Below are 26,850 nucleotides of genomic sequence, written 5' to 3' on the forward strand. Positions count from 1 at the left end.
AGGGTTTCATCCGCGTCCACACATGAGTTGCCCGTATCAGGCTCCCGGGCGACGTTCCAGTGCAAATCCGGTCTGCGGCTTGGCATCGGGTCCGCGCAGATAAAGCGGCGCAGGTTTGGGCATGCCTTGGGGTTTGCGCGCTGCAATGCGGGCCGCTGTCACAATATCGAAATGATCAGGCCCGGAGCCGACGTCTCCACCGGCAAAAAGCGGCGCGGCCGAACCAACGATATCGCCCTGGAAATCGGCAAGCACTGCTTTTGCTTCATCCAGCCCCAGAAGGGCAGCATCGCTCAAGGGCTGCCCATTCACATCAAACATCTGGAGATAGACCTCATTCCGCTTGGCATCGAGCCCAACGGCCACGGCCCGACCGGGATTGTCTTCCAGGTGACGGGCCGCCAGTGTTTCCAGCGTCGTTACGCCTAAAGCCTCGACGCCAAGTGACAGCGCGAAGCCACGTGCTGCCGCCACACCGACGCGAATGCCGGTAAAGGAACCCGGCCCGATGGTCACGCCGATCTTTTCCACGGCATCAAGCGTCAGAGACGCCTGGCCTAAAGCATCGTTGATGATCCCCATCAGCAGCTCCGCATGGCCCTTGCCGATGTTTTGGGTCAATTCACCAAGCACGACATCGCCAGCGCTGTCATAAAGACAGGCAGAGCAATCCACACCTGATGTGTCGATGGAAAGAACGATCATCTGAAAAGCCGCTTCTGGTTAGACGGCCTCGACCTCTTGCACCTCAGGAACGAAGTGGCGCAGCAGGTTCTGAACACCGTGCTTCAGCGTTGCCGTGGAGGACGGGCAACCGGAGCATGCACCCTTCATATTAAGGAACACGGTTCCATCGCGAAAACCGCGGAAGGTGATATCGCCACCATCCTGCGCAACGGCAGGGCGGACGCGAGTTTCCAGCAGTTCCTTGATCGTGGCGACAATGGTCTCATCGCCAGCTTCGAAGAATTCTTCTTCCTCATCGGAAATCTCAGCCGCAACCGCCGTGCCCATCAACGGGCGACCGGACATGAAGTGCTCCATGATTGAACCGAGGATCGCTGGCTTCAGATGCTGCCACTCGGCACCATCCTTGCTGACGGTGATGAAGTCGAAGCCGTAATAGACGCCGGTGACGCCGGGAATTTCAAACAGCACCGAGGCCAGCGGGGAGGTTTGCGCCTGCGCGGCATTCAGGAATTCCGCCGTACCGCTTTCAAGAACAACCTTGCCCGGAAGGAACTTCAAGGTGGCTGGGTTCGGTGTGGATTCCGTTTGAATGAACATGTCGATCTCCTACGGGACAAGCATTGGCCATCCCGGAATTTAGAATACTTCCAAAGTATGCCGGACGAAGCCTGACTTCAAGTCCTGACATGATAAACCCATTCAAGAAATAAGCATCTCTTGTTTCAGGCTGGCGGGCACTTTCTCAGCAAAGCGCGTCGATTTCCTCATCCGTCAAACTATCCGGCAGAACCGTGACGGGAATGGGGAACGCCGTTCCACGCCCGGCAATGGACGAGACTAGCGGTCCTGGGCCTTCCTTTGTTGAACCTGATGCCAGAACGAGGATGGCGATATCGCGGTCTTCCTCGATCAGCCCGTGGATCTGTTCGGCCGCACTACCCTCGCGAATCACGGCTTCGGGCTCCAGCCCGACATTTTCGCGCACCTTCTGCGCCACTTTTGCCAGCGATGCCTCGGCTTCCTCACGTGCCTCGGCGCGCATGATCTGCTCCACGCCCAGCCATTGCTGAAAATCACCCTCCGGGATCACATAGAGAAGCACCAGAGCGCCGTTGGAATTCTTTGCGCGGCGACCGGCATAATGGACGGCCTTTTCGCATTCTGGCGTCCCGTCGATGACCACCAGAAATTTCCGGCGGTGTCCTTCGAGACGCGAAAGCCGTTTCGATACCATTGCCTACTCCTGTTTCCCCCGTCACGGCAAAGCCGCCCGACGCCCCGGGCGGACTTTATATCAAATTCCCGCGATTAAAAATGCTTCGACAGACAGGAAATTCTTGCCGATTAACGAAGGAAACCGATGATGTCGCGCACTTCATTCATCGTCTTTTCCGCAATGACCCCTGCCCGTTCGCCACCCTGCTTGAGGATCACGTCGATATGGCTGACATCATCCAGAAGGCGGCGCATCTCGCTGTTGATTGGAGCGAGAACATTGACCGCGAGATCGACAAGCGCCGGCTTGAAGGCGGAGAATTGCTGCCCGCCAAATTCGGTCAGCACCTCAGCCTTCGTCTTGTCGGAGAGGGCTGCATAGATACCGACAAGGTTTTCGGCCTCCGCACGGCCCTTCAGTCCCTCGACTTCGCTCGGCAAGGCATCCGGGTCCGTCTTCGCCTTCTTGATCTTGCGCGACAGCGTATCGACATCATCCATCAGATTGATGCGCGACAGGTCAGACGGGTCAGACTTCGACATTTTCTTCGTGCCGTCCTTCAACGACATGACACGCGGGGCCGGTCCACCGATCAGCGGCTCAACCATTGGGAAATAGGCGTGGACCGGCTCGTTACCGACGGTGATGTCGATGCCGAGGTTCGCATTTTTGATGTTGGCGCCAAAATCGATGTTGAACTTCTGGGCAATGTCGCGAGCCAGTTCCAGATGCTGCTTCTGGTCGTCGCCGACAGGAACGTGGGTTGCGCGATAGACCAGAATGTCAGCAGCCATCAGGCTTGGATAGGCCAGCAGGCCGAGCGAGACCTGTTCGGCATTCTTGCCGGACTTGTCCTTGAACTGCGTCATGCGCTCCATCCAGCCGATGCGCGCTACACAGTTGAACACCCAGGCAAGTTCCGCATGCTGCGGAACGGCAGACTGGTTGAAGACGATATGCTTGACCGGATCGATACCCGAAGCAATGAAAGCCGCCGCAATCGAGCGCGTCTGCGCCTTCAGGTCGCTGTGGACCAATTGTGCGGTAATCGCGTGCATATCGACAACGCAATAGATGCAGTCATTGTCTTCCTGCAGCGCCACAAATTTGCGGATCGCGCCGAGATAGTTGCCGAGATGGAGATTTCCGGTTGGCTGCACGCCTGAGAAAACCAAAGGCTTGAATGCGTTCATGATCGTCCTCGAAAAGGCTTGTGGAGGGCCTTGCCTCATGTTTCAAATTGGCCGCGCTTATGCACCCGCAACAGCCTGTAATCAAGGAGTTTCGGTGAATTCAGCGCGCTGGCTGCAACAGATCCCATTTGTTGCCGTAGATATCGACGAAGACGGCCACAGAGCCATATACCTCGTGGCGTGGCTCCTCCAGAAACTGGATGCCCCTTGCCGTCATGAGCGCAAAATCGCCCGCAAAATCATCGGTGTGTAGAAAGAAGCCGACACGCCCGCCCGTCTGGTTGCCGATGGCGGCGTCTTGTTGTGGACCATCGGCCTGCGCCAGCAGCAACCCAAACCCAAGGCTTGCCCTCGGCGTCACCACAACCCAACGCTTTGCGTCGGGAAGCGGCTCATCGGACACGCAGTCGAAGCCCAGGAGATCGCAATAGAAAGCCTTCGCCCTGTCGTAGTCATCAACGACAAGCGTTACGAGGGCGAGATGTCTGGACGACACAAAACTGGCCATCAAGTCTCCTTGTCTTCGACCACGGCCTTTGGTTTTCGCTTTAATCCCCGCTTGACCATGCCAAGGCTTGCGCCGCCTGAGAGAAATGCTAGTCCGAAATAAAGGACTGCGGCTACAAAAACGAGGCCGAGAAGCGTTCCGGCTCTGACCGGTATGGAAGCGGCGGATGACAGCTCGAATGCGAAATAGGCAAGCGCGTAGTGGATGGCCAAGGCCATGAGTCCCGCGGCAATCAGAAGCCGGGGAATGCGGGTCAAAAGCGGAAGGTCGACTTTCCAATGGCCGCGCCACAGAAGCATGCCGAACAGCAGAGCCGCATTCACCCAGCCAGCGGTGATTTCAGCTGTCGCAATTCCAGGGCCGCCATAGGTCGGAAACAGGGTAAGCGCCATCGAGACATTCACGGCAACCGAGATGGCAGCAAAGATCATCGGTGTACGGGTGTCTTCACGGGCGAAGAAGCCCGGAATGAAGGCCTTGATCAGCACGAAGGCGGGAAGGCCAAGGCCATAGATCCCGAGGATTTCAGCCACGGTTCCTGTTGCGGATGCGGAGAAGTTACCGCGCTCATAGAGGAAGCGCACGATGGGCTCAGCCATGACCAGCAGGGCAGCGGCGGCAGGAAGCGTCAGGAACATCACGAATTCGACGGAGCGGTTTTGCAGATTGGCCGCTTCTACCTGATGTCCCCCGCGCAGTGCGCGGGCAAGCTCCGGCAGCAGCACCGTTGCCACGGCAATGCCGACCACACCCAATGGCAGCTGATAGATGCGGTCCGCATAGGCCATTGACGAGATGACGCCGTCCTTGCCAGAAGCGATGTTGGTGTTGATCAACAGGTTGATCTGCGTGATGCCGCCGGTGATCGCGGCGGGAAAGGCCAGCACCAGCAGGCGCTTTACGTTGCCGGTCATGCGCGGACGCCGAAAGCCGATCTTGATACCGGCGTTACGCACCGCAATCCAGACGATGGCCAATTGCACGAAACCAGCCGCCATAACGCCCCAGGAGAGCGCGAAGCCCACCTGCAACGGGTCATAATTCTTCCACCAGGCAAAACCCAGCACGCCGATAAGAATGATATTGAGGAAAACAGGCGCAATGGCCGCCGCGAAATAACGGTGCAGCGAGTTCAGCATGCCGCCCATCATCGCCGCCAGCGACATGCAGGCGAGATAGGGGAACATGATCGTTGCAAGGCGAACGGTGTTATCGAATTTCGTGGGATCATCGACAAAGCCCGGCGCAATCACTGTGCGCACGATGAAGGGCATCGACACTTCCATGAGGATCGTCAGCACCATCAGCACGGTAAAGAGAACGCCGAAAACCTCCTCCGAAAAGCGCTTTGCGCCCTCCATGCCGTTTGCTTCGATTTCCTTGGCAAAGAGTGGCACGAAAGCGGAGTTGAAGGCGCCCTCGGCAAAGAGACGACGGAACGTGTTGGGAAAACGGAATGCCGCATTGAAGGCATCCGCCACCGGCCCCGTGCCCACGGCTGCGGCCATCAGCATTTCACGCCCGAAGCCAAATAGCCGGCTACCGAGTGTGGCAAAGCCGACGGTTGCGAATTTCGCGATCAGTCCCATTGTGTCGTCAAGCCTTCGCGGTGCGTGCAGCGGGCAGAGCCGCGACATCGGGATGGGCGATGATGCCCGATGGCATACGGTCGCGCAGTTCGTCTTCCTGCTCGGCCATCACGGCTTTCAGACGTGAGGCGATGCTGGCCTGGCGGTTGTCGGTCATCACCTTCTGGCCGAAGAGATCGGTCACATAGAATGTATCGATGACCTTCTCGCCGAAGGTGGTGATGCGGGCAGAGGTGATGTCGAGCGACAGATCGGCCAGAACCGCCGTCATATCCGCCAGCAAGCCGGGCCTGTCGAGGCATTCCACCTCGATCACGGAAAACTTGTTGGAAAGGCCGTTGGAGATGGTGACCGAGGGCGGAATGTTGAAGGTCTTGCTCTTCTTGCGGCTCTTGGTGCGCGTGGCGATGATTTCCGGAATGCGCTTCTTGCCGGCCAAAACCTCTTCGATCATCTTGCCGATCGTGTTGGCGCGGCGGGTCTCATCCTCATCGATGGGGAATTCGCGGTTGATGAGGATCGTATCAAGCGCACGCCCATCCGAGGTGGTGAAGATCTGCGCATCGGCAATGTTGGCACCGGCAGCGGCACAGGCCCCTGTTATGATGGACAGAAGGCGTGGATGGTCGGGAGCCAGAACGGTGATTTCGGTGATGGCGTGGAACGAGTGGGTCCGCACCATGGTCGACAGTGCTTTTTCCTGCTTGTCGGTCTCGCGCAGAAAGCGCGTGTGGCGGATCTGGTCGTCAAGATCGACAGACAGAAGGTAGGGCTCATAATGCAGGCCGGTATATTTGCGCCGTGCCTTCTGGCCCCAATCGGTCAGCGAATCGTAAAGCGCCTGGCGGGCGACCTTGGCGCGCTCCTTGCGCGATGTTTCCGAAAAGCCACCTGACAGCAACAGCTCGGTTTCATAATAGAGTGTGCGCAAAAGCTGGCCCTTCCAGCCGTTCCACACATCAGGCCCCACGGCCCTGATATCGCAAACGGTGAGGATCAGCAGCATTTTGAGCCGCTCCATCGATTGCACCTTGTCGGAAAAGTCGGTGATCGTCTTGCGGTCGTGCAAGTCACGTGTCTGCGCCACCATCGACATCAGCAGATGCTGCTCGATGAGCCAGACCACCGTTTCGGTCTGCTTGCTGGAAAGGCGGAAGCGCTGGCAAAGCTTGCGCGCCACCCGCGCACCGGCAATGGAGTGATCCTCCTGCCGACCCTTGGCCACATCATGCAGCAACACAGCCACATAGAGCACCTCGCGGTCTTCAATCGCCGGCATCAGCTGGTTGACGAGCGGGTGGGTATCGACCGCATGCCCCTTTTCGATTTCCGACAGCACGGCCACTGAGCGGATCAGATGCTCATCCACCGTATAGTGGTGATACATGTTGAACTGCATCATCGCGACGATCTTGCCGAATTCCGGCATGAACTTGCCCAGAACGCCCGCCTCGTTCATCCGGCGCAGGGTCAGCGCCGGGTCCCGCCTCGATGTCAGGATGGACAGAAACAGGCGGTTTGCCTCTTCGCTTTCGCGCAGTTCATGGTTGATCAAGGCCATGGAACGGGTCACGACACGCAAGGCGTCGGGGTGTAGTTCCAGATTGTTGATATCCGCCACATGGAACAGCCTGATGATGCTGACAGGATCGTTGCGAAACACATCGGCATTGGCCAGCGCAATGCGGCCACGATCTTCCACGAACTCATCGGAACCGGGGATCTTGCGCAGCCGATGGGCAAAGCGGCTGAAGACGCCCGAAAGGCCGGGCACATCCTTGGCCTGCCTGTCTTCCAGTGCCGCACACAGAATGCGGGTCAGGTCTCCCACGTCCTTCGCCACAAGGAAGTAGTGCTTCATGAAGCGTTCAACCGCCGACAGACCGGGGCGCGGCTGGTAATTCAGCGCGGCTGAAATCTCACGCTGAATGTCGAATGACAGGCGCTCTTCCGCCTTGCCGGTGATGAAATGCATCTGGCAGCGCACGGTCCAGAGAAAGTCATCGGCCTTTTCGAAGAGTTTTAGCTCACGCTTTGAAATGACGCCCAGCTTGACGAGTTCTGCCGTGTCGCGGACGTGATAGTAATATTTGGCAATCCAGAACAGCGTGTGCAGGTCGCGCAAGCCGCCCTTGCCTTCCTTCACATTCGGCTCGACCAGATAGCGCGTATCGCCTGCCTTGCGGTGGCGCTGGTCGCGCTCGGCAAGCTTTGCGGCAATGAATTCCGGCCCGCTGCTGGCCGCGACTTCAGTTTCGAAACGCCGCTCCAGCTCATCGGCCAGCGATTGCTTGCCGCAGATGGCGCGCATTTCGAGAATGGCGGTGCGGATCGTCATATCGGCCTTGGACAGGCGAATGCACTCATCCACCGTGCGCGTGGCGTGGCCAACCTTGAAGCCGATATCCCACAGAATATAGAGAACGAACTCTATAGCCTTGGTCATTTCAGGTGTGTTTTTGGAGGGCAACAGGAACAGAAGGTCGATATCGGAGCCCGGAGCCAGCGTTCCACGGCCATAGCCGCCAACGGCGGTGATTGCGATCTGGCACGCATCATTGGGGTAGACATGCTCACAGGCAAGGTCAAACAGCACTTCGATCAAGCGGTCCTGAAGCCATGAAATCCGGCGCGCGCAATCGATACCGCCGCCTTCCGTATCAAGCAATTCACGCGCTTTTTCGCGGCCTTGCGCACTGGCTTTCTTGAAGATCGGCAACAGGTCGGCGCGCACATCGGAAACGCGCTGCCCATCGCCCTGAAAGACGCGTTGGCATTCCCGCTTCAGCGCATCAACATCCAGTATCGATGAGAAATCCAGGTCTTTCATGGCCATTGATGCCGATATCCATTTCATCCGGTCTATGCATTCGGCATAGGCCTATAGCGATTTTTAGGCGTGATGGACAGCATTCTAAGGCTCAAGCCTTGCCAAGTTGTTTCTTGAGCGCATAAAGCGCGTCCAGCGCCTCACGGGGGGTCATCTCATCCGGGTTGAGCGCCTTCAGCGCCTCATCCACCTTGGAATTGCCGTTGCTGCGGCTTTCCTCGCGCCGCACGGCAATCTGAAACAGCGGCAGATCATCAATCAACTGGCTTGCCGGGTTCTTACGGTCTGCATCTTCAAGCTGGTTGAGAACCGCCCGCGCCCGCTCGACAACCGACGCCGGAAGGCCGGCAAGCTTTGCCACCTGAATACCGTAGGAGCGATCGGCCGCACCGGGGCCAACCTCGTGCAGAAAGATCACGTCACCTTCCCACTCGCGCACTTTCATGGTCGCATTGGACAGACGACCGAGCTTTTCAGACAGCACCGTCAATTCATGGAAATGGGTGGCAAACAACCCACGGCAACGGTTCACCTCATGCAGATGCTCCACTGCCGCCCATGCGATGGACAAGCCATCAAAGGTTGCCGTTCCGCGCCCGATCTCATCGAGAATAACCAGCGAGCGGTCTGTGGCCTGGTTGAGAATGGCAGCCGTTTCGACCATTTCCACCATGAAGGTGGAGCGGCCGCGCGCAAGGTCATCTGACGCACCCACACGGGAAAACAGGCGGTCGACAATGCCGATATGCGCCGCTTCCGCCGGAACGAAGGAGCCGATCTGGGCCAGAATAGCAATCAACGCATTTTGGCGCAGGAAGGTTGATTTACCGCCCATATTCGGGCCGGTCAGCAGCCAGATCGCGCCGTTGCGATTGCCGTTCACAGCCGAAAGATCGCAATGATTGGCGATGAAAGGCCCCGAAGACTGGCGGCGCAGAGCCTGTTCCACCACCGGGTGGCGTCCGCCCGTGATATCGAACATCATCGAGCCATCGACAACGGGGCGGCAATAGGCCTGTTCGGCGGCCAGATGCGCAAGACTTGTGGCCACGTCGATCCTGGCCAGCGCCAAAGCGCCTGCCTTGATGGCCTCCGCATTGGACACCACGGCCTGCACCATCTGCTCGAAGGCCTGCAATTCGATGGCCAGCGCCTGCGAGGCGGCATTGGCAATGCGGCTTTCCAGATCGGCAAGTTCGGTGGTGGTGAAGCGCATCGCGCCTGCCATGGTCTGGCGGTGGATGAAGCGCGCCTTGGCTTCGTCGCCCGTCATCATCACATCGGCATTGCCCGCCGTCACCTCGATGAAATATCCCAGCACATTGTTGTGCTTGATCTTCAGCGACTTGATGCCGGTCTCTTCGGCATATTGCAGTTGCAGCCCGGCAATGACGCGGCGGGACTGGTCGCGCAGCGCCCTGATATCGTCCAGTTCGCTGTTGGAACCCTCCCGCACGAAACCGCCATCGCGTTTCAGCAATGGCAACTCATCGGCAAGCATGGCGCTCAACATGCCCTCAAGCGGCACCGGAAGTGCCTTCAGCGCAGCAAGCGCCTCTGCCAGCTCATCCGGCAGCAAGCCCTGATCGAGGAGGTCGGCAACATTGGCTGCGGCAGACAGGCCCAGCCTGATGGCACCAAGATCCCGCGGCCCACCGCGATCAAGCGCCAGCCGCGACAGCGCGCGCGGCATGTCGGCCACCTGTTTCAGCGCCTCACGCAAACCATCAGACAACGAGATATCATCCAGCAGATAGCCGATGGCATCCAAGCGTGCGTTGATCTTGTCGGCATCCGTCAGCGGCGACATCAGCCTTTCCGCAAGCAAACGCGCACCGCCACCGGTCACCGTGCGGTTGATGGCGTGAAGCAGAGAACCGTCCCGGTCGCCCGACAGCGTCTTGGTCAGCTCCAGATTGGCGCGTGTAGCGGGGTCGATGAAGAGCGTGGAGGCTGCACTTTCCCGCTCAGGCGCGGCCAGAGGCGGGCGCTCGGCAATCTGGGTTTTCTCGACATAGGCCACGGCAGCGGCCGCCGCCGCCATCTCGACGCGGGAAAAGGTGCCGAAACCATCCAGTGTTGTCACGCCGAAATAGCGGGCAACCCGGCCTTCCGCCGTGGCACTATCAAACAGAACTGCGGGCTGCGGCACGGCCACACGGCCCAGCACATCGAAGACGGCCTTCAGCTCTTCATCGTGAAACAGGCTGTCGGCAACGATCAGTTCGCGCGGATCGATTCGCCAGATATCGGCCAGAAGCCGCGTCAGCGTTGTCTCGGCCAGACGAAAGACGCCAGTGGAAATATCAATCCACGCCAGCGCAAACTGCGCCTCGGAACTGCCCCTGATCCGCGCAAGCGCCATCAGATAGTTTGATTCCTCCGGCGAAAGCAGCTTTTCTTCCGTCAGTGTTCCCGGCGTCACCAAACGCACCACATCTCGGCGCACCACGGATTTCGAGCCACGCTTCTTGGCTTCTGCCGGATCTTCCGTCTGCTCGCACACGGCCACGCGGTAGCCGCGCAGGATGAGCTTTTGCAGATAATCATCGGCTGCATGCACGGGCACGCCGCACATGGGGATATCTTGGCCCAGATGCTGGCCGCGTTTTGTCAGCGTGATGCCGAGCGCGCGCGACGCTTCCGCCGCATCATCGAAGAACAACTCGTAGAAATCGCCCATTCGGTAGAACAGCAGCGAACCGGGGTTGTTCGCCTTGATCTCGATATATTGCTCCATCATCGGCGTAGCCGAGGCGCGGCTTTCCGGTGAAACGAGCGAGGCGGTGGAATGAACGTCCGTCAATGGCTTTACAATATCGCTGTTGTCTAGGGGAAACGAGCGCAGAGACTAGCGGTCCCACCCCTTCACCACAACACGTTCAAGCCGCCTGCCCACAGGAAGGTTCAAATCTTACCCGTTGAAGCGATAGGCTTCGCCGCCGTAATAATTGATGTAGCGACCCGCAATCGATGAAACAGGCAGGATGACGAGAACATCCGTCGTGTTGAAGGCATGGTCGACCACGGCACCGGAGCCGAACATGGCACCAAGGCGCATGTAACCCTTGATGAGCGGTGGCATGCCCACAAGCGCCTTGCGCGGATTGATCGCTTCAACCGGCATCATATCCATCTCGCGGTAAAGCTCCGGCAGCGCCTGCGCCGCCCAATCACCCTTGGCACCGCAGGTGTGGTGCAGGAAGGACAGCGCCAGCGCGTGGGCTTCCGGCTGGACACCGGGAAAGGATGCGCAGCCGATCATCGCGTCCATGCGGTGGCGAACGGCATAGGCCCAGTTACCTTGCCACAGCAATTCAACGGTTCTCTTGGTGCGATATTGCGGCAGCACGCAGGAGCGCCCCAGCTCCATGAAGCGTTTGCCCGGATGGCGGGCGATCAGGCCTTCGATATCGAATTCGCTGGCCGAGTAAAAACCATTATAGGCAAAGGCCGTTTCCTGGCGCAGCAGCCGGTAGGTTCCGACGATCTGGTCTTCCGGATCACCCTCTATCGAATTGTCCAGCACCAGAAGGTGGTCACACACCGCGTCGAACGCATCGATATCACGGTTACGGCGCATGGCGTCCGCCGGAAGTCGCGCACCCATTTCCTCCACAAAGACCCGGAAGCGAACATGTTGCGCCGCATCGATCTCGCGTTCGTTTCGAGCAAGCCGGGTCTCCAGCGGACCAATGCGCCCGAAGACGTCGTCGTTGCGCGGTGGCGAAACCGGCCCGATATTTCCGATGACATTGCGTTCGCGAATGTCGTGTTCAAGAATTTCCGTGACCATGGAGAATCGCCCCACCACCGTGTTTGTTCTGGCTGTCATAAATCACTTCTTGACGACAAAACAGTGACAGTTAGCCGCGTAACAGGCAACAGTTCCGGCTTAAAAAACACCAGTGCGATTTTGTGGAAACAGTCGCAGCACTTCTTCGACCAGGCGCTTGGGTTCCACCGGTTTGGCAAGCACGGCACTGATGCCCGCGCCTAGCAAAAATGATTGTGTATCCGGCGTCGTATCGCCGCTCAGCACCATGATGGGCAAGCGCTTTTGAGTGTTCAAGGATGCACTGAGGCGCGGCAGCACCTCCAGCCCATCACCAAAGGGCATGTGAAGATCGGAAATGATAAGATCGGGCAAAGACGCGCTTTCTCTGGTCAAAACATTGGTCAGGGCTTCGAAATCGCTGACCATGCGCACGCGGCAGCCGGATTTTTCCAGCACAGCCCGCAGAATACGGGCGTTGACGGGATCGTCCTCGGCCACCAGCACATCAAGCTCGTAGGATGTTTTATCGAGCGCGGATGAGAAGCCGAAGCCCGGATGCTGGTTGTCATTGATGGCATCGCGTCGCTCCACACCACGCAGGCGACCACAGAGAACATCGACCAGAGACTTTTCCCGCAGCGGACGGATCAACCAGGCATCGAAATCTTCCTTGGGCTGGGCGGCGCGCTCCTCCGGATTGACGAGCAGGATCTGGCGCACGGGCCGATCAGGTCTCGACGGCCAGTTTTTCAAAGCCTCGCGGAACGACACGGCCACACGGTGGTCGATGATGATGTCGGTAATGTCGGCAAGCTCACCAGACGCTTGCAGCCTGTGCGCCTTCAACTGCCGTGGTGTCGAGAGCAAAGTGCAGGTGCCTCCCAACGCCCGTATCACATCCGCTGTCGCGACAGCGGCAACGCCTGCTGGCGCAAGCAAAAGAACGTTGGATCTGGCAAGCGCCGCCGCGCGGCTGGGTGCCATATCGAGCACGGGTGCAGAGGCGGGCTTGAATGTGGCGGTAAAGACGCTGCCTTCACCCTTCCTGCTCTCCACCGTCAGTGCGCCGCCAAACTCTCTGATAATGCGAGCGGATATGGCAAGGCCCAGGCCCGTGCCAGCATTTTTCTGAGCTCTGGAGCCCGCCTGTTCGAACTCTCCAAAAATGCGCGCCTGTTCCGCCTTGCCGATGCCGGGGCCGGTATCCTGCACCGCAATGGACAGCGTTTCGCCGCTCATCGAGGCGCGCACCAGCACGCCGCCTTTGGTCGTAAACTTCACCGCATTTCCGATGAGATTGAACAGCACCTGGCGCAGCCGCGCGGGATCGAAATCGAGGCAATCCGGCACGTCTGCCGCGATGATGGAGGCGATCTCGATGCCTTTTTCATGGGCGCGGTGAGCCAGCATTTCCACCACACTCTCGATCAACTGGCGCAGGTTTTCCGCTCTCGGATTGAGCCTGAAGCGCCCGGCCTCCATGGTGGAAAAATCAAGCAGGTCTTCGACCAGTTGCACCAATGATTGGCCCGATTGGCGCATGCCATCCAGATAATTGCGCTGCTCCTGCGTCAGCTTCGTTTGCGACAGCAGATGGTTCATGCCGAGAATGCCCGATAATGGCAGGCGAATTTCATGGCTGACAGTGGCCAGAAGCCGTCCCTTGGCGGCATTGGCGTTTTCAGCCCGCAATCTTGCGTCTTCGCGGGTTCTGAGCGCTGCGCGCTCATCGGTCACATCCCGGGCAAGGCTGGAAATGACCAGACGGCTGCTGGCCGGATCATTGGCCACCACATCATGCCAAGTGAAGATACGCTGGCCGTAGGGCGTGGCTATTTCCACATCATAACAATGGGCTTTTCCACCGGGGCGAAATGCGATGCCGATTTCCTCACAGGTCTTACCGTAGGGTTCCGCGCAGCCGGTCATTTCGCAAAAGGCGGCATTGGCGTTGACGATGCGCCGGTCCATATCGCGTGTCACGACAATATCGCCCATCGCCTCATGGATTTCCGCCATCAAGGCAGCGTTCTGGCGGTGGCGCGCATCGAGGAGATTGGCGTGCTGCATGGATGCCTGGCGCAGCATGGAAGAGCGGACCATCATGTAGACGGCGCAGAACACGCAGATCGCAACCGAGACCGCCGCCATGTAAAGCGCAGCGTTGCCGCCGAGATAGACGGCGCTTGCGAACGCAAAACCGCAACCGGCTGTGAACAGCGTCATGGCGCGGAGCAACCGGATATAAAGGGGTGATCTCAGACGTTCCGCACGGGCGGGAACGGCCGACGCTATGGTCAGTCCCTCATCCGCCTCAACGGAAGCGAATGTTTCGGAAAGCCGGTCTTTCAGTATCGCCAATTCGCTCATGCAAACGGTGCTAACATGGAAGCTGTTTGGATTGGCTTGGCAGGAAGATTAAAGTTTTAGCTTTTCTTCGCCCGGGCGTGAAGAATTTCATCCAGAATAACGCAGCCAGCGCCGATGGTGATGAAAGAGTCCGCCAGATTGAACACAGCAAAGGACCATGTCTGCGTGTGAAACAGGATATAATCGATCACGTGGCCATAGAGAAAACGGTCAAAGATATTGCCCGCTGCGCCTGCAATGATCAGCGCGAAACCGAGATGGGCAAAGGTGCGGTCGGCGTCAGTCTTGCGCCAAAGCCAAATCACGAAGCCAACGATGACAAGCCGCATGGTGACGATGAACCAGCCTTCCATGTCGGCCAGCATCGAGAAGGCAACGCCGAGATTATAGGTGCGGTATAGCGCCAGAAACGGCATCACAGGCACCATCTCCTGCAATGGGAGATAGGTTTCGACCATAATCTTGATGACCTGATCAAGGATCAGCGCGATAACAATCAGCGACACAGCCGGAACCAGTCTTGAGAACAAAGCGGGCTTTGTTATTTCCATCATGTCACCGGTGCAAGTTCGAGAAGGTGGCGGCGAGCTTCAAACAGCATGACACCGGTCGCAATCGCCAGATTGAGCGAATCGGCACGGCCCTGCTGGGGGATGCGCGCCAGCTGATCTGCTTTCGAGGCAAGCTCCGGCGGCAGGCCGCCCTGCTCATTGCCCATCAAAAGCACCGTCGGCTTCTTTTTATAATCGATGGTTCTGTAATCAACTGAACCAGCCAGATGGGTCGCCACCACGCTGACACCGGCTGATTTCTTCCAGCTCAGAAATTCCTCGACGGTTGCATGCGCCACCGAAATCGCAAAGACCGAGCCCATGGTGGCGCGCACTGTTTCCAGCGAAAACGGATCGGTGCAATCGCCTATCAGGATCACGCCGGAAGCGCCTGCCGCATCAGCCGTGCGGATGATAGTGCCGAGATTGCCGGGATCGCGTACTCGATCCAGCGCGATATAGGTCTGGCCGCTTTCCGGCTGGATATCCCTGAGGTCAGTCCATTTCTGATCGAAAATCCCCACCACCATCTGCGGATTGTCGCGACGGGTGATTGAAGACAGGATCTTTTCGGTGACCTCAAGCACGAGGCCGCCGGAGGCGACGGTCTTTGTCGCGACCTGCTCGACCAGCGCCTTGCCCTTGGCATTCTTTGCGTAAACCAGCGTGCGGATCGTCCAGCCCAGTTCCAGCGCATCGATCACCAGCTTCAGACCTTCGGCCATGAAGGTGCCAGTTTCTTCCCGCCCCTTTTTTTGGGTCAGGTTCTTGATGTCCTTAATAATGGGATTGGAGAGGCTGGTGACCTCCTTGACCTGCCCTACCCGGCCCGGTCTGTTTTCACGGCGCTCATCGTTCATTTTGGCACCCAACGGCTAAAGAGTGAGGTGGAAAGGGCGCGCCCTTGCGTCTTGCCATCAAGGCCAGCTTCGCGGATCACGAGTTCGCCGGAGGAGACTTCACCGCCCGCGCCGCGCATGGTTTCGCGCATCAGTTCATGCATGGAATAGAAACTGGCGCGGATGGAATAGGCGGTCAGCACAAGGCCCAAAGCATTTGGCGACAGAATTTCGCGGCACACATCCAGCATCAGCGGGAGGTGGTCGAACAGTTCCCAGATCTCGCCATGGGTTCCGCGACCGAATTTCGGCGGATCGGTGAGAATGATGTCGTAGGTGTTGCCGCGCCGTTCTTCGCGCAGAATAAACTTCATCGCATCTTCGCAGATCCAGCGGATCGGTGCGTTTTCGAGCCCCGCCAGCGCCTGATTTTCACGCGCCCAGCCAATCGCCTTCTTGGAGGCATCCACATGGGTGACCTCCGCACCGGCAGCAGCCGCCACCAGCGAGGCAACACCGGTATATCCAAACAGGTTGAGCACCTTGAGCGGCCGGTCAGATGCTTCAATCTTAGCCTTCAGCCATTCCCAGTGAACGATCTGTTCCGGGAAGACGCCGACATGGCGGAAGGCGGTAAAGCGGCCCAGAAAATTCACACCGAGTAGCGAAAGCGGCCATGTCTCACCGAGCGGCTCCTTTGGAAAGCGCCAGCGTCCCATGCCGTCCTCATCAGTATCACCGGAGAAGATGGAATCGGCATTATCCCACACACGCTGGGGCAAGGTTGGTCGCCACAAGGCCTGCGCTTCCGGCCGCACGATCCGGTATTGGCCATATTGCTCGAGCTTAAGCGCATTGCCGCTGTCGATCAGGTGAAAATCACCTGCGCCAAGCGATTCCAGAATAACGGGAACATTTTCGGCGGGCAAAGCCCCGGTGCGGTCCTTCAGGGGACGCGGCGGAACCTGTTCAGCCTCGTTCGCCTGCGGTCTGGCCTTCGCCTTTGCGGCATCCTTGGGCGCGTCCCTTGGACCAGCCTTCACCGGCGGGGCTCCGGCCGAGCGAACGTAATCAGGCGTGCGCGTCCTCGTCTCGGCATTTTTGGGCCGACCGGGCTTGGCAGCACTTTTGTTTCGAGGTTCCTGCCCCGCGCGCTGCTTGGCGCCCGGGCGGTTTTCTTTTTTCTTCAACGGGGTTCTTTCCAGGTCTGACCGCATCTCATGCGACAGCGAATATCATCAAGGCGCGCCATTATCAAAGGGCTGCGGCTGAAACCCGTATCGCTTCACGCGGAATTTTACTTGGCGGCGATCTGCGCGCTGGTTGGGGCGCTGACAACAACCGCATTGGCAGCCGCCTTCTGGCGATTGGCCTCATCGTGCCAGCGCACAGCTTCCTTGGCTTCGGTGCGCGCCCGCTTGCGGTACTTGCCCTGAGAAAACCAGGTGACCAGAGAACCCAGCACCACACCCAGAATAAGCGACAGGAAGATGAACACGAAAAACGGAGCCGAAAATGACATCAGCGCATCATCCGTTTTGAAGGGATTGAGCGCCAGCGTCACAGATTGCCGGTTGGCCACACACAAAACCACCAGAATGATGGCGAGCGGCACGAGAACCAGAAGGTTGATGATCTTTTTGGGCATCCAACGATACTCCGTCTTTAGGGGCCTTCAGACAAACCGCTATGGGCGTCACATAGGAGGCTAAACGCCCAGTCGCAACCGTTGTTCAACACTTGCACCGCAAGCTTGGTCTCAGTCTTCGTCTTCGACGTCGCTCATGCCCGGATTGAGCCGCTCACGCAGTTCCTTGCCGGTCTTGAAGAATGGAACCCACTTTTCCTCAACGAAAACCGATTCACCTGTGCGCGGGTTGCGGCCTGAGCGTGAAGGGCGGTTCTTGACGGAAAAAGCGCCGAAGCCGCGAAGCTCCACGCGGTTGCCGGCAGCGAGCGCATCCGTGATTTCATCCAGAACGGCGTTGACGATATTTTCGACGTCGCGATGGTAAAGGTGCGGGTTGTGCGCAGCCACGATCTGCACCAGTTCAGACTTAATCACGGTTGCCCCCTGAAAGGATTGGATTTTTAACGTTCTCTAACCTGCCAAACAGAGACAAGACCGTCAAGAAACAACTTGTCGGCTCCCAGTTGGCGCGGCACGTTAAATGGCAGAAATTCATCATAGCCCAGCATTTTTGCAAGGCCAGCGATGCTGAAGAGCGCCAATGGCGAACGCTGCGAAGGCGCTGTCCATTCGACGATGGGCAGATCCTTGGCAATATCGCGACCATCGAAATAGGCGCGAATTTCCTTTTCCCCGCCAAGTGTGTCGATGAGTTTGACGGCAAGGGCCTGTCGTCCGGTGAAGATTGAGCCATCCGCAAGCTTCAAAACCTCATCGCGCGGCAGCTTGCGGCGGTCGGCCACCAGATCGACGAACCAGCCATAGCTGTCCATAACCATGTTGCGGATCATGGTCTTGGATTCTTCCGGTGGTTCATGGAAGGGTGATGGCTCGGCCTTCATCGGCGAGGATTTAATTTCCTGCAGCGACACGCCAAGCTTTTCAAGCAATGGTCCGACCTGCGGATATTGGAAGATGACGCCGATGGAGCCGGTGATCGACGTATCACCCGCGATGATCGTATCGCCAGCCGCCGCAATCATATAGCCAGCGGAGGCGGCCAGAGTGCGTACATCCGAAACGACCGGCTTCTTGTCGGCGATGGCGCGGATCGCCTTGAAAATGCGCTCGCCGCCATAGGTCGTGCCGCCGGGCGAGGAGATGGAAACGATCAGTCCCTTGGCGCTGTCGCTCTCTTCAATCTTTTTCAGCCGCTCCAGCAACTCGGTATCGTCCTGGATCAGGCCTGTAATCTCGATGCGCGCAAGGTGCGGGCGGGCGCTCTGCTGCGGTGGTGTCAGGGCGAAACGATAGAGTGCAAAGGCACCGACCACGAGAAGGAAAACGGCAGCAACGCGCCAGAAGGTCAGCTTGCGCCGCAATTGTCTGCGGTCTGCGATTGCCATCTGATCCATGTGCTTCCTTTCGCCCAACACTCGCCACAGCGCTTCAACTTCGCCATATGAGCCTTGTAGCCACCTCTTGCAAGGAAACAAACGGGAAAGCATCCTTTTGAGAAAAATAACGTAACCCTTGCGATACTGCAGAGAAAAACCATATTGGCAGGGCATGGCCTCGCGCCAGACCCAATGTTAGAGTGAGTAAGGTCGCTTCAACCTGATGATGCGACGTAGCGACCCCCGGATCCTTTAGAATGCTTGAGCGACTAAGCCAACCCAGCCCCAGCCTTGCGCTGTCCCACGGACAGCAGAACGCCTATATCAAGGCGGTGCGCCACTCTGCGCGGGTGCGAAGGCTCAAGGTCATTCTTCCGCTCGGTGCGGCCATCATATCGCTGTCCTTCATTGCGGTTTCGCTGATCCGCACCTGGGTGCCGGACGAGGTGACGCTTGAAAGCTCGAAGGTCGAGGACGGCAAGATCGTCATGGAGAAGCCAGCCCTTGCAGGCCGCAACAATCAGGGCTTCGACTATTCGATGAATGCCGAAAGGGCGCTGCAGGATATTGCCAGCCCTAACCTCATGACGCTTGAAAAAGTGCTGGCGGCAGTGCCGATGAATGACATCGTGGCGCAGGTGGTGGCGCAGGAAGGCCTGTTTGATCGCGCAACGAACCGGTTGCAGATGACGGCCCCCTTTGACATCAATCTGAGCAATGGATTACAAGCGAAATTCCAGTCTGCAAATGTCGACCTGAAGGCCGGAACGATGGAAACGGACAAACCCGTCGCCATCAAGACCAAGGAAGGGTCGATCAATGCGGAAAGTTTACGCATTGCAGATAATGGTAAAACGATTACATTTACGGGGCAGGTACGAGCTCGTATAGCTGCATCGACCATTCAGAACGCCGGCAAGTGAGAGCCCGACACAAATGATGCAGATTTTGCGCACAACCCGCTACACCAACGTTGCCTGCTTCGCAGCCGTTGCTCTTTCATGCCTTGCTGGCACCGCAGCCGCACAGACCGCGACCAACATGGAAGGCCTGAAGCTTTCCAACGATCAGCCAATCGCCATCGAAAGCGATCAGCTTGAAGTTCGGGACCAGGAGCGCAAGGCTTATTTCACCGGCAATGTTAAGGTTGTGCAGGGAACGACGACCCTGCAAGCCGGCAAGATGACCGTGCTCTACAAGAGCCAGTCAGAGGGCGCTGCTGCAAGCTCTTCCATCACCAGCGGTGGTGCAGATATCGACAAGATTTTCGTCGACAACTCCGTATACCTGACGTCTGGCACACAAAAGGCGACTGCCGACAAGGGCGAGTTCGACATGGCAGCGCAGACCTTCATTCTCTCGGGCAAGCAGGTGGTTCTGTCGCAGGACACGAACGTCTTCACCGGCTGCAAGCTGACGGTGCTGATGAACACAGGCGAAGCGAAGCTGGAAAGCTGTGGCGGACCGGTTCGAATTATGCTCGATCCCAAATCACAGAAAAAGCAGTAGTCTTTACCCCGTGAAAATCCAGTCCATCTCAAAGCTTTTTGGCGCAGGCTCTGCGCGCGCATCGGAAACGGACAGCATGTCCGCCGACAAGGCGCGCTATGAGGGCACATTGATTGCCCAGGGCCTGACCAAGACCTATAATACGCGCCGCGTTGTCAACGGCGTGTCTCTTGTCGTTCGTCGCGGTGAAGCGGTGGGGCTGCTTGGCCCCAACGGCGCTGGCAAGACGACTTGCTTCTACATGATCACGGGCCTCGTTCCTGTTGATGCCGGCAAGATCGCCATCAATGGCAATGACGTGACGTCTATGCCGATGTATCGCCGCTCGCGTCTGGGTGTTGGGTACCTTCCGCAAGAAGCGTCGATCTTTCGTGGCTTGAGCGTCGAAGACAATATTCGTGCGGTTCTTGAAGTGCATGAGCGCGACGAGACGAAGCGCAATCGCAAGCTCGATGAACTCCTGGAAGAGTTTCACATCTCGAACCTGCGCAAGTCGCCAGCCGTTGCCCTTTCGGGCGGTGAGCGACGCCGTCTTGAAATTGCGAGAGCTCTGGCGACAGACCCGACCTTCATGCTGCTGGATGAGCCCTTTGCGGGCGTCGATCCGATCTCGGTCAGCGATATTCAGAATCTCGTGCGCCACCTCACGGCTCGTGGCATCGGCGTTCTCATCACCGACCACAATGTGCGAGAAACGCTCGGACTTATTGACCGCGCCTACATCATCCATGCGGGTGAGGTTCTGACCCATGGCCGGGCCTCGGAAATCGTCGACAACGCGGAAGTGCGCCGCCTCTATCTCGGCAACAACTTCAGCCTTTGACGGATAGGCCCATAAAAGTGACGCAGCCAGCGTCACCCGCCCAAAGATTCTTTATCCCCGCCCCCAACTGAGCTTGACCAAACAAGAATAAAAAGCAATTTTTGGGCCAAGTCAGACTTCGCCGCCCAAACTTTTGCAAAAAAGTCGGAGACGAAGGGGTTTATGGGAGTTTAGCGTCCGCCATGGCCTTGTCCGCCAGTCTTTTGTTGCGTCAAAACCAGTCTTTGGTCATGACCCCACAACTGATGCAGTCCATTCAACTGCTTCAGATGACGCATATTGAGCTGACGCAATTCATTGCCCAGGAAGCCGAAAAAAATCCTCTGCTCGAAATAGTGGCAAATGACACGGATATGGTCACCGCCGCGGCCGATGATGGCTTTGATCGTCATCCTGAACCGCCCGAGCCGGTTTCCGACGCCTCCCATGACACGGAGGAATGGTATGGCGATCGCGCCAGCACGCTGAATGAACAGCTCGACACCAATTTCGAAAACGTCTTTCAGGATGACACCGCCCCCGCCAAGGCTGATGCGCCAGAGCTTGTCGGCCAGTGGAAGTCTATGCCGGGCGCGGAAGCGGGCGAATCCTACGATCTGGATGATTTCGTCGCGAGCAAACCAAGCCTGCGAGACCATATTGGCCAACAGCTTCCCTTTACCGTATCGCTTCCGCGGGAGCGGATCATTGCCGATGCGCTTCTGGATTACCTCGATGAGACCGGCTATCTCGCAGCCGATGCGCTGGACGATATTTCAGAGCGCCTGAACACATCCAAGGGCGAGATCGAGACGGTGCTGAAGGCGTTACAAACCCTCGATCCGCCCGGTGTTTTTGCGCGCTCCCTCAGCGAGTGCCTTTCCATTCAGCTTGCCCAGCAGGATCGTCTCGACCCGGCGATGAAGGCATTTGTTGGCAATCTCGAGCTTCTCGCCAAGCGCGATTTCGTCTCGCTGAAGCGCCTGTGCGGCGTGGGTGAAGACGATCTTCTCGACATGCTGGCCGAGATCAGGTCGCTCAATCCGCGTCCCGGCGCTGGCTTTGAAACGGGTAATGCCGATACAATCATTCCCGACATCATCGTGCGTCCCTCAAGCGATGGCGGCTGGTTGATTGAACTCAACCCGGAAACCTTGCCGCGTGTGCTGGTCAATCACACCTATTTTTCCGAAGTGTCCAAGGTCAAGGCGCGCAAGGGCGAAGATGAGGAGTTTCTGTCCGAATGTATGCAGACGGCCAGCTGGCTGACCCGCAGCCTTGACCAGCGCGCCAGAACCATCATGAAGGTCGCCAACGAAATCGTGCGCCAGCAGGATGCCTTTCTGCTCCATGGCGTCGATCATCTTCGCCCGCTCAACCTCAAGCAGGTTGCCGATGCGATCAAGATGCATGAGTCCACCGTCAGCCGCGTCACATCGCGCAAATATATGCTGACGCCGCGTGGACTTTTTGAGCTCAAATATTTCTTCAGCGTTTCGATTGGCGCGGTCGAGGGTGGTGACAGCCATTCGGCCGAGGCAGTGCGCCATCGCATCAAGATCATGATTGCGCAGGAAGCGCCCGACAGTGTTCTTTCAGATGATGATATTGTCGACAATCTCAAGAAAACCGGCGTCGAACTGGCGCGGCGAACGGTCGCAAAATATCGTGAAGCGATGAATATTCCCTCCTCCGTCCAGAGGCGAAGAGAGAAAAAAGCCATGGCAAAAGTTGCGACGGCGTAACGAAATATTCATATATTTCAAAATGTTAATAATGTTGTTTGACTCTTGCCCCCACCACGGCTAGAAGCTCGCCGCACAGATGGCTGAGGGCCCATCAACGCTAAATTGACCACGTCGCTGGGGCGCCAGTCCGGAATGACACTTAAAGTGTTTCGAAACGCTTGGATGAGCGTCTTCCTTGACGTAAGCTGGTATGCGCAAATCACTGAAAAAGGAAAAATTCCATGAGTGTGCGTGTATCTGGTAAACATATGGATATCGGCGAATCGTTCCGTCAGAGGATCGAGGACAACATTAGCCTGGCGATTACCAAATACTTTGATGGGGGGTATTCTGGTCAAGTTACTGTAGAGAAATCCGGCGCGGGTTTCTCGGCCGATTGCAAGATCCATCTCGATACCGGGGTGGTCCTGCACGCAGCCGGGCAAGCCAACGACCCGCAGGCCAGCTTCGATGCTGCAGCCCAGCGCATCGAAAAGCGGCTTCGCAGATATAAGAGAAAATTGAAGGACCACCACCACAACGGTGCTTCGGCCAACGGCATGATGGAAGAATTTCCATATACCGTGATGGATGCCGTGCCCGATGAGGACGAGGAACTGCCGGAAGATTTCGCGCCAACGATTGTTGCCGAAACGTCCAAGCAGGTCAAAACCATGACGGTCGCAAGTGCTGTCATGGCACTCGACATGACGGATGAGCCGGTGCTGCTGTTCCGCAGCCCAGCCAAGGAACTGAATATCGTGTATCGTCGCACCGATGGAAACATCGGCTGGATCGACGCAGCAACGATCAAGAACTGAACAGTCTGATAAAGGCGTCGGGGGCGCAGCCGTTTGGCAGCACTCCCGACCCGCCTCGATCGCATGAAGGATAAACAGAATGGCGTTGGCAGATTTGCTGCAACTCGATGCGATTATTCCCGCCCTCCGAGTCAATTCCAAGAAGCAGCTGCTTCAGGAACTGGCGGCGAGAGCATCCAGAATAACGGGTGTGGCAGAACGGGAAGTGTTCGACGTCATCCTGCAGCGTGAGCGACTGGGCTCGACCGGCGTCGGCCACGGCATCGCCATTCCCCACGGCAAACTTGCCAGTATCGATACGATCGTTGGCGTCTTCGCACGTCTTGAAAATGCGGTCGATTTCGAAGCGCTGGACGATCAGCCCGTAGATCTGGTCTTCCTGCTTCTGGCGCCGGAAGGTGCCGGTGCAGATCACCTCAAGGCGCTTTCGCGCATCGCCCGCGTGCTGCGCGATCCCGAGTTGGTGGCAAAACTGCGCGCAACGGATTCGGATACGGCGATCTACACATTCCTGAACCAGGAACAGGCCAACGCGGCCTGACACGCTGGTTCGGGACCTTGCACCACCCCAACATCTCCACAAGCATCCACGAAAAACCCCGCCGGTGTGGCGGGGCTGATCACTCTTAAAAAGGCTCGGCCACCTCACATGGAGATGGCCAAAGATATCACGCGTCTTTTTCGTTGACGCTTGAGGTGCCTGGCTCAGGTGTCGTTGGCGCGTCACCCTTTGGGCCACCCTTGGAAACGCCGACCATCGCCGGACGCAAGACGCGGTCACCAATGGTGAAGCCAGCCTGAACAACTTGCACGACCGTGTTGTTGGCAACGGCCGTATTGGGGATTTCGAACATGGCCTGATGGAAATTCGGGTCGAATTTCTGGCCTTCCGCATCCATCTTGCGCACGCCGTGACGCTCCAGCGCAGACAGCATCGAGCGTTCCGTCATATCGACGCCTTCGATCAGTCCGGCAATGCCAGCTTCGGAGTTTGTCTTCAACTCTTCAGGAATGGTGTCGAGTGCGCGGCGCAGATTGTCGGATACGGCCAGCATGTCGCGGGCAAAGCCTGCCACGGAATAGGCCTTGGCATCCTTGACTTCACGCTCTGTGCGGCGACGAAGATTGTCCATTTCAGCGGCAAGGCGCAGGAACTTGTCGCGCAGTTCGGAATTTTCCGCCTTCAGCACATCAATCGGATCAGGCTCGCCCTGCTCAGGCGCATCATTATCGATTTCCAGCGCCTCAAGTGCCTCGTCGACGACGTCTGCGTCGGGTCCGTTCTTGTTCGTGTCATCGGTCATGACGTTCTCCAGCTTTAGATCTGTTATGGGTTGTGCCCGATATCGAGCTTTGCCAAGCAAAAATCAAGGCTTGCAGGCAAACCATCTCCTATTCACCGGCAGGTTTTCACAATCAACGTCGTTTGCTGGACAGGCGAGCCATGATCTGGGCGGTGTAATCCACCATTGGCACGATCCGCGAGTAATTCAGCCGCGTTGGCCCAATGACACCCACGGCGCCCACCACCCGGTTTTCATCATCTCGGTAAGGCGCAACAATCAAGGAAGAGCCTGATAGCGAAAACAGCTTGTTTTCCGAACCGATGAAAATCCTGACGCCCGATCCTGTCTCAGCCAGGTTGAGAACCTCGATCAGGTTGTCCTTGCGCTCAAGATCGTCGAACAGCAGGCGCACACGGTCGATGTCTTCCTCACCGGCCAGACCTTCCAGCAGGTTGGAGCGTCCGCGCACAATCAAACGACCCAGCTTGCCCTCTTCATTGTCGCCAGACCAGACGGCTAGGCCGCGCTCAACGAGATCCTGCGCCAATGTGCTGAGCGCCGTCTGCAAGGCATCCTTCTGCTGCAAGAGCTGCGTGCGCAGTTCTGGTAGCGTTTGCCCTGCCAGATGCGCATTGATGAAGTTGGCGGCCTCGGTGAGTTGCGAGGAGGTGATCCCCGCTGGCAGTTCGATGATCCGGTTTTCGACCTGATTGTTGTCTCCCACCAGAATGGCGAGACCCTTGGTCGGTTCGAGCCTTATAAATTCGACATGCTTCAGCACCGCATCGCTTTTGGTCGTCAGCACAAGGCCCGCGCCACGCGACATGCCCGACAGCATTCGGCTGGCCTCCGTCAGCAGGCCCTCGATTGGCTGCTCACGCCCGGATACGGGCCCGATCTGCCGGTCGATGCTGGCGCGCTGTTCTTCCGGCAGGTCCCCCACCTGCATGAAGGCATCCACGAAAAAGCGTAGGCCCGTCTGCGTCGGCAATCGCCCGGCGCTGATATGGGGAGAGTAGATGAGGCCAAGCTCTTCAAGATCGCTCATCACATTGCGAACAGAGGCTGGTGACAGAGACATGGGCAACAGGCGCGAGAGGCTGCGCGAGCCCAGCGGCTCACCGTTTTCGAGATAGCCTTCCACGATGCGGCGGAAAATCTCGCGTGAGCGATCATCCAGCAGCGCGCCCGGTTCTTTTCCGCTCGGATGAGAAACGCCCATTCACTCAACTCTTCGTTCTGTCAGTAGCACATGGAATATAGTCGTTCGCGTCGTTAAGTGACAATGGAAATTGCATATGCCAAAGCCATGGCCCGCTTTTCCTTTGCAAAACCGGTGTCACGGCCTTAAGACGCGGAGATTAAAACGGAGACGACCCCTATGCGGCCTTCAGGCAGAAAAACCGATCAGATGCGCAAAGTTTCTTTCGAGCGCAATTTCTCCAAACACGCCGAGGGTTCCTGTCTGGTGAAATTCGGCGATACGCATGTGCTCGTCACGGCCAGCCTTGAAGAAAAGACGCCACCATGGCTGCGCAACAGCGGCAAGGGCTGGGTTACCGCAGAATACGGCATGCTGCCGCGCTCCACGCACGAGCGGATGCGCCGCGAGGCGTCTACCGGCAAGCAGGGTGGTCGCACGCAGGAAATCCAGCGTCTCATTGGCCGCTCGCTGCGGGCCGTGGTTGATCTTCAGGCGCTGGGTGAGCGTCAGATCAGCATCGACTGCGATGTGATCCAGGCGGATGGCGGCACCCGCACAGCGTCCATCACCGGCGCGTGGATTGCCTTGCATGATTGCCTGAAGTGGATGGAAACCCGCAACATGATCAAGGTGGAGAAGGTCTTGAAAGACCATATCGCCGCCATTTCCTGCGGCATCTTTGCCAGCCAGCCAGTGATCGATCTGGATTATCTGGAAGATTCCTCTGCCGAAACAGACGCGAACTTCGTCATGACCGGCTCCGGCGGCATTGTCGAAATTCAGGGCACAGCCGAAGGCGCACCCTTTAGCGAAACGGAATTTCTCACGCTGCTGGGCCTTGCCAAAACCGGCTGCGCGGAACTCGTTGAGATGCAGAAGCAGGCGATTGCCTGATCAAGGACGTTAAAAC

The 26,850-nt window shown here is 57.8% G+C and carries 25 protein-coding genes; 7 read left to right on the forward strand and 18 right to left on the reverse strand.

Annotated features, from left to right (window positions below; all coding sequences use genetic code 11):
* Positions 1–36 precede the first annotated feature (36 nt).
* From tsaB to sppA, 16 genes are all read right to left on the reverse strand, one after another.
* Positions 37–705, reverse strand: coding sequence for a tRNA (adenosine(37)-N6)-threonylcarbamoyltransferase complex dimerization subunit type 1 TsaB (gene tsaB, locus IFT53_RS04525; protein WP_192063180.1), 669 nt, complete (start codon positions 703–705; stop codon positions 37–39).
* A gap of 18 nt (positions 706–723) precedes the next feature.
* Entirely contained in the window at positions 724–1,287 is a 564-nt protein-coding gene (locus IFT53_RS04530; protein WP_192063179.1) for a NifU family protein, read from the reverse strand.
* 145 nt (positions 1,288–1,432) lie between these two features.
* Positions 1,433–1,924, reverse strand: coding sequence for a universal stress protein (locus IFT53_RS04535; protein ID WP_042616218.1), 492 nt, complete (start codon positions 1,922–1,924; stop codon positions 1,433–1,435).
* Positions 1,925–2,034: 110 nt separating this feature from the next.
* Positions 2,035–3,099 carry a tryptophan--tRNA ligase gene (gene trpS / locus IFT53_RS04540; protein WP_192063178.1) on the reverse strand — a complete coding sequence of 355 codons (1,065 nt, stop codon included), beginning with the start codon at positions 3,097–3,099 and terminating at the stop codon, positions 2,035–2,037.
* 100 nt (positions 3,100–3,199) lie between these two features.
* Positions 3,200–3,607, reverse strand: coding sequence for a VOC family protein (locus IFT53_RS04545; protein WP_192063177.1), 408 nt, complete (start codon positions 3,605–3,607; stop codon positions 3,200–3,202).
* A complete protein-coding gene (gene murJ, locus IFT53_RS04550; RefSeq protein ID WP_192063176.1) occupies positions 3,607–5,196 on the reverse strand; it encodes a murein biosynthesis integral membrane protein MurJ in 1,590 nt (529 codons plus the stop codon). Before murJ ends, IFT53_RS04545 begins: the two co-directional genes overlap by 1 nt.
* A gap of 7 nt (positions 5,197–5,203) precedes the next feature.
* Positions 5,204–8,032 carry a [protein-PII] uridylyltransferase gene (locus IFT53_RS04555; RefSeq protein ID WP_192063175.1) on the reverse strand — a complete coding sequence of 943 codons (2,829 nt, stop codon included), beginning with the start codon at positions 8,030–8,032 and terminating at the stop codon, positions 5,204–5,206.
* An 85-nt stretch (positions 8,033–8,117) separates the two neighbouring features.
* Entirely contained in the window at positions 8,118–10,769 is a 2,652-nt protein-coding gene (mutS, locus tag IFT53_RS04560; protein ID WP_192063816.1) for a DNA mismatch repair protein MutS, read from the reverse strand.
* Between the two features lie 171 nt (positions 10,770–10,940).
* Positions 10,941–11,822, reverse strand: coding sequence for a GNAT family N-acetyltransferase (locus tag IFT53_RS04565; RefSeq protein WP_042616390.1), 882 nt, complete (start codon positions 11,820–11,822; stop codon positions 10,941–10,943).
* Between the two features lie 99 nt (positions 11,823–11,921).
* Entirely contained in the window at positions 11,922–14,174 is a 2,253-nt protein-coding gene (locus IFT53_RS04570) for a hybrid sensor histidine kinase/response regulator (protein ID WP_192063174.1), read from the reverse strand.
* Between the two features lie 56 nt (positions 14,175–14,230).
* Positions 14,231–14,728: a signal peptidase II gene (gene lspA, locus IFT53_RS04575; protein WP_192063173.1), complete on the reverse strand. Its 498-nt coding sequence runs from the start codon at positions 14,726–14,728 to the stop codon at positions 14,231–14,233.
* Positions 14,725–15,585, reverse strand: coding sequence for a TrmH family RNA methyltransferase (locus tag IFT53_RS04580; RefSeq protein WP_192063172.1), 861 nt, complete (start codon positions 15,583–15,585; stop codon positions 14,725–14,727). The genes lspA and IFT53_RS04580 overlap by 4 nt, the downstream gene beginning before the upstream one ends.
* Positions 15,582–16,754 (reverse strand): class I SAM-dependent methyltransferase, encoded by a 1,173-nt coding sequence (locus IFT53_RS04585; RefSeq protein WP_192063171.1) that lies wholly within the window; start codon positions 16,752–16,754, stop codon positions 15,582–15,584. The genes IFT53_RS04580 and IFT53_RS04585 overlap by 4 nt, the downstream gene beginning before the upstream one ends.
* Before the next feature lie 107 nt (positions 16,755–16,861).
* Positions 16,862–17,212, reverse strand: coding sequence for a LapA family protein (locus tag IFT53_RS04590; RefSeq protein WP_042616208.1), 351 nt, complete (start codon positions 17,210–17,212; stop codon positions 16,862–16,864).
* Positions 17,213–17,323: 111 nt separating this feature from the next.
* Entirely contained in the window at positions 17,324–17,653 is a 330-nt protein-coding gene (locus IFT53_RS04595; protein WP_269082219.1) for an integration host factor subunit beta, read from the reverse strand.
* Between the two features lie 2 nt (positions 17,654–17,655).
* Positions 17,656–18,609: a signal peptide peptidase SppA gene (sppA, locus tag IFT53_RS04600; RefSeq protein WP_192063170.1), complete on the reverse strand. Its 954-nt coding sequence runs from the start codon at positions 18,607–18,609 to the stop codon at positions 17,656–17,658.
* A gap of 239 nt (positions 18,610–18,848) precedes the next feature.
* On the opposite strand from sppA, the gene lptC reads away from it, so the two are divergent.
* The 6 genes from lptC (at position 18,849) to ptsN (ending at position 23,991) form a co-directional block, all read left to right on the forward strand.
* Complete coding sequence (gene lptC / locus IFT53_RS04605; RefSeq protein ID WP_192063169.1) at positions 18,849–19,514, forward strand: LPS export ABC transporter periplasmic protein LptC; 666 nt, start codon at positions 18,849–18,851, stop codon at positions 19,512–19,514.
* A 13-nt stretch (positions 19,515–19,527) separates the two neighbouring features.
* Positions 19,528–20,100, forward strand: coding sequence for an LptA/OstA family protein (locus tag IFT53_RS04610; protein ID WP_192063168.1), 573 nt, complete (start codon positions 19,528–19,530; stop codon positions 20,098–20,100).
* A 76-nt stretch (positions 20,101–20,176) separates the two neighbouring features.
* The gene (lptB, locus tag IFT53_RS04615) at positions 20,177–20,923 is read left to right on the forward strand and encodes an LPS export ABC transporter ATP-binding protein (RefSeq protein ID WP_162196011.1); all 747 of its coding nucleotides are present in this window, start codon (positions 20,177–20,179) and stop codon (positions 20,921–20,923) included.
* A gap of 182 nt (positions 20,924–21,105) precedes the next feature.
* Positions 21,106–22,647, forward strand: coding sequence for an RNA polymerase factor sigma-54 (gene rpoN / locus IFT53_RS04620; RefSeq protein WP_192063167.1), 1,542 nt, complete (start codon positions 21,106–21,108; stop codon positions 22,645–22,647).
* Positions 22,648–22,871: 224 nt separating this feature from the next.
* The gene (hpf, locus tag IFT53_RS04625; protein WP_192063166.1) at positions 22,872–23,450 is read left to right on the forward strand and encodes a ribosome hibernation-promoting factor, HPF/YfiA family; all 579 of its coding nucleotides are present in this window, start codon (positions 22,872–22,874) and stop codon (positions 23,448–23,450) included.
* Positions 23,451–23,529: 79 nt separating this feature from the next.
* Positions 23,530–23,991: a PTS IIA-like nitrogen regulatory protein PtsN gene (gene ptsN, locus IFT53_RS04630; protein WP_042616200.1), complete on the forward strand. Its 462-nt coding sequence runs from the start codon at positions 23,530–23,532 to the stop codon at positions 23,989–23,991.
* Between the two features lie 127 nt (positions 23,992–24,118).
* Here the strand turns inward: ptsN and grpE are convergent, their stop codons facing one another.
* Together grpE and hrcA are read right to left on the reverse strand one after the other, a co-directional pair.
* Positions 24,119–24,754, reverse strand: coding sequence for a nucleotide exchange factor GrpE (grpE, locus tag IFT53_RS04635; protein ID WP_192063165.1), 636 nt, complete (start codon positions 24,752–24,754; stop codon positions 24,119–24,121).
* Between the two features lie 112 nt (positions 24,755–24,866).
* Positions 24,867–25,958 (reverse strand): heat-inducible transcriptional repressor HrcA, encoded by a 1,092-nt coding sequence (gene hrcA, locus IFT53_RS04640; RefSeq protein ID WP_192063164.1) that lies wholly within the window; start codon positions 25,956–25,958, stop codon positions 24,867–24,869.
* A 159-nt stretch (positions 25,959–26,117) separates the two neighbouring features.
* Between hrcA and rph the strand changes: the two genes are divergently transcribed.
* On the forward strand, positions 26,118–26,834 hold the full coding sequence (gene rph, locus IFT53_RS04645) for a ribonuclease PH (RefSeq protein WP_042616197.1): 717 nt from the start codon (positions 26,118–26,120) through the stop codon (positions 26,832–26,834).
* Positions 26,835–26,850 lie beyond the last annotated feature (16 nt).

This window comes from Rhizobium sp. CFBP 13644, from assembly GCF_014842165.1.
In the GTDB taxonomy this organism is placed as follows: Bacteria; Pseudomonadota; Alphaproteobacteria; order Rhizobiales; family Rhizobiaceae; genus Agrobacterium; species Agrobacterium tumefaciens_C.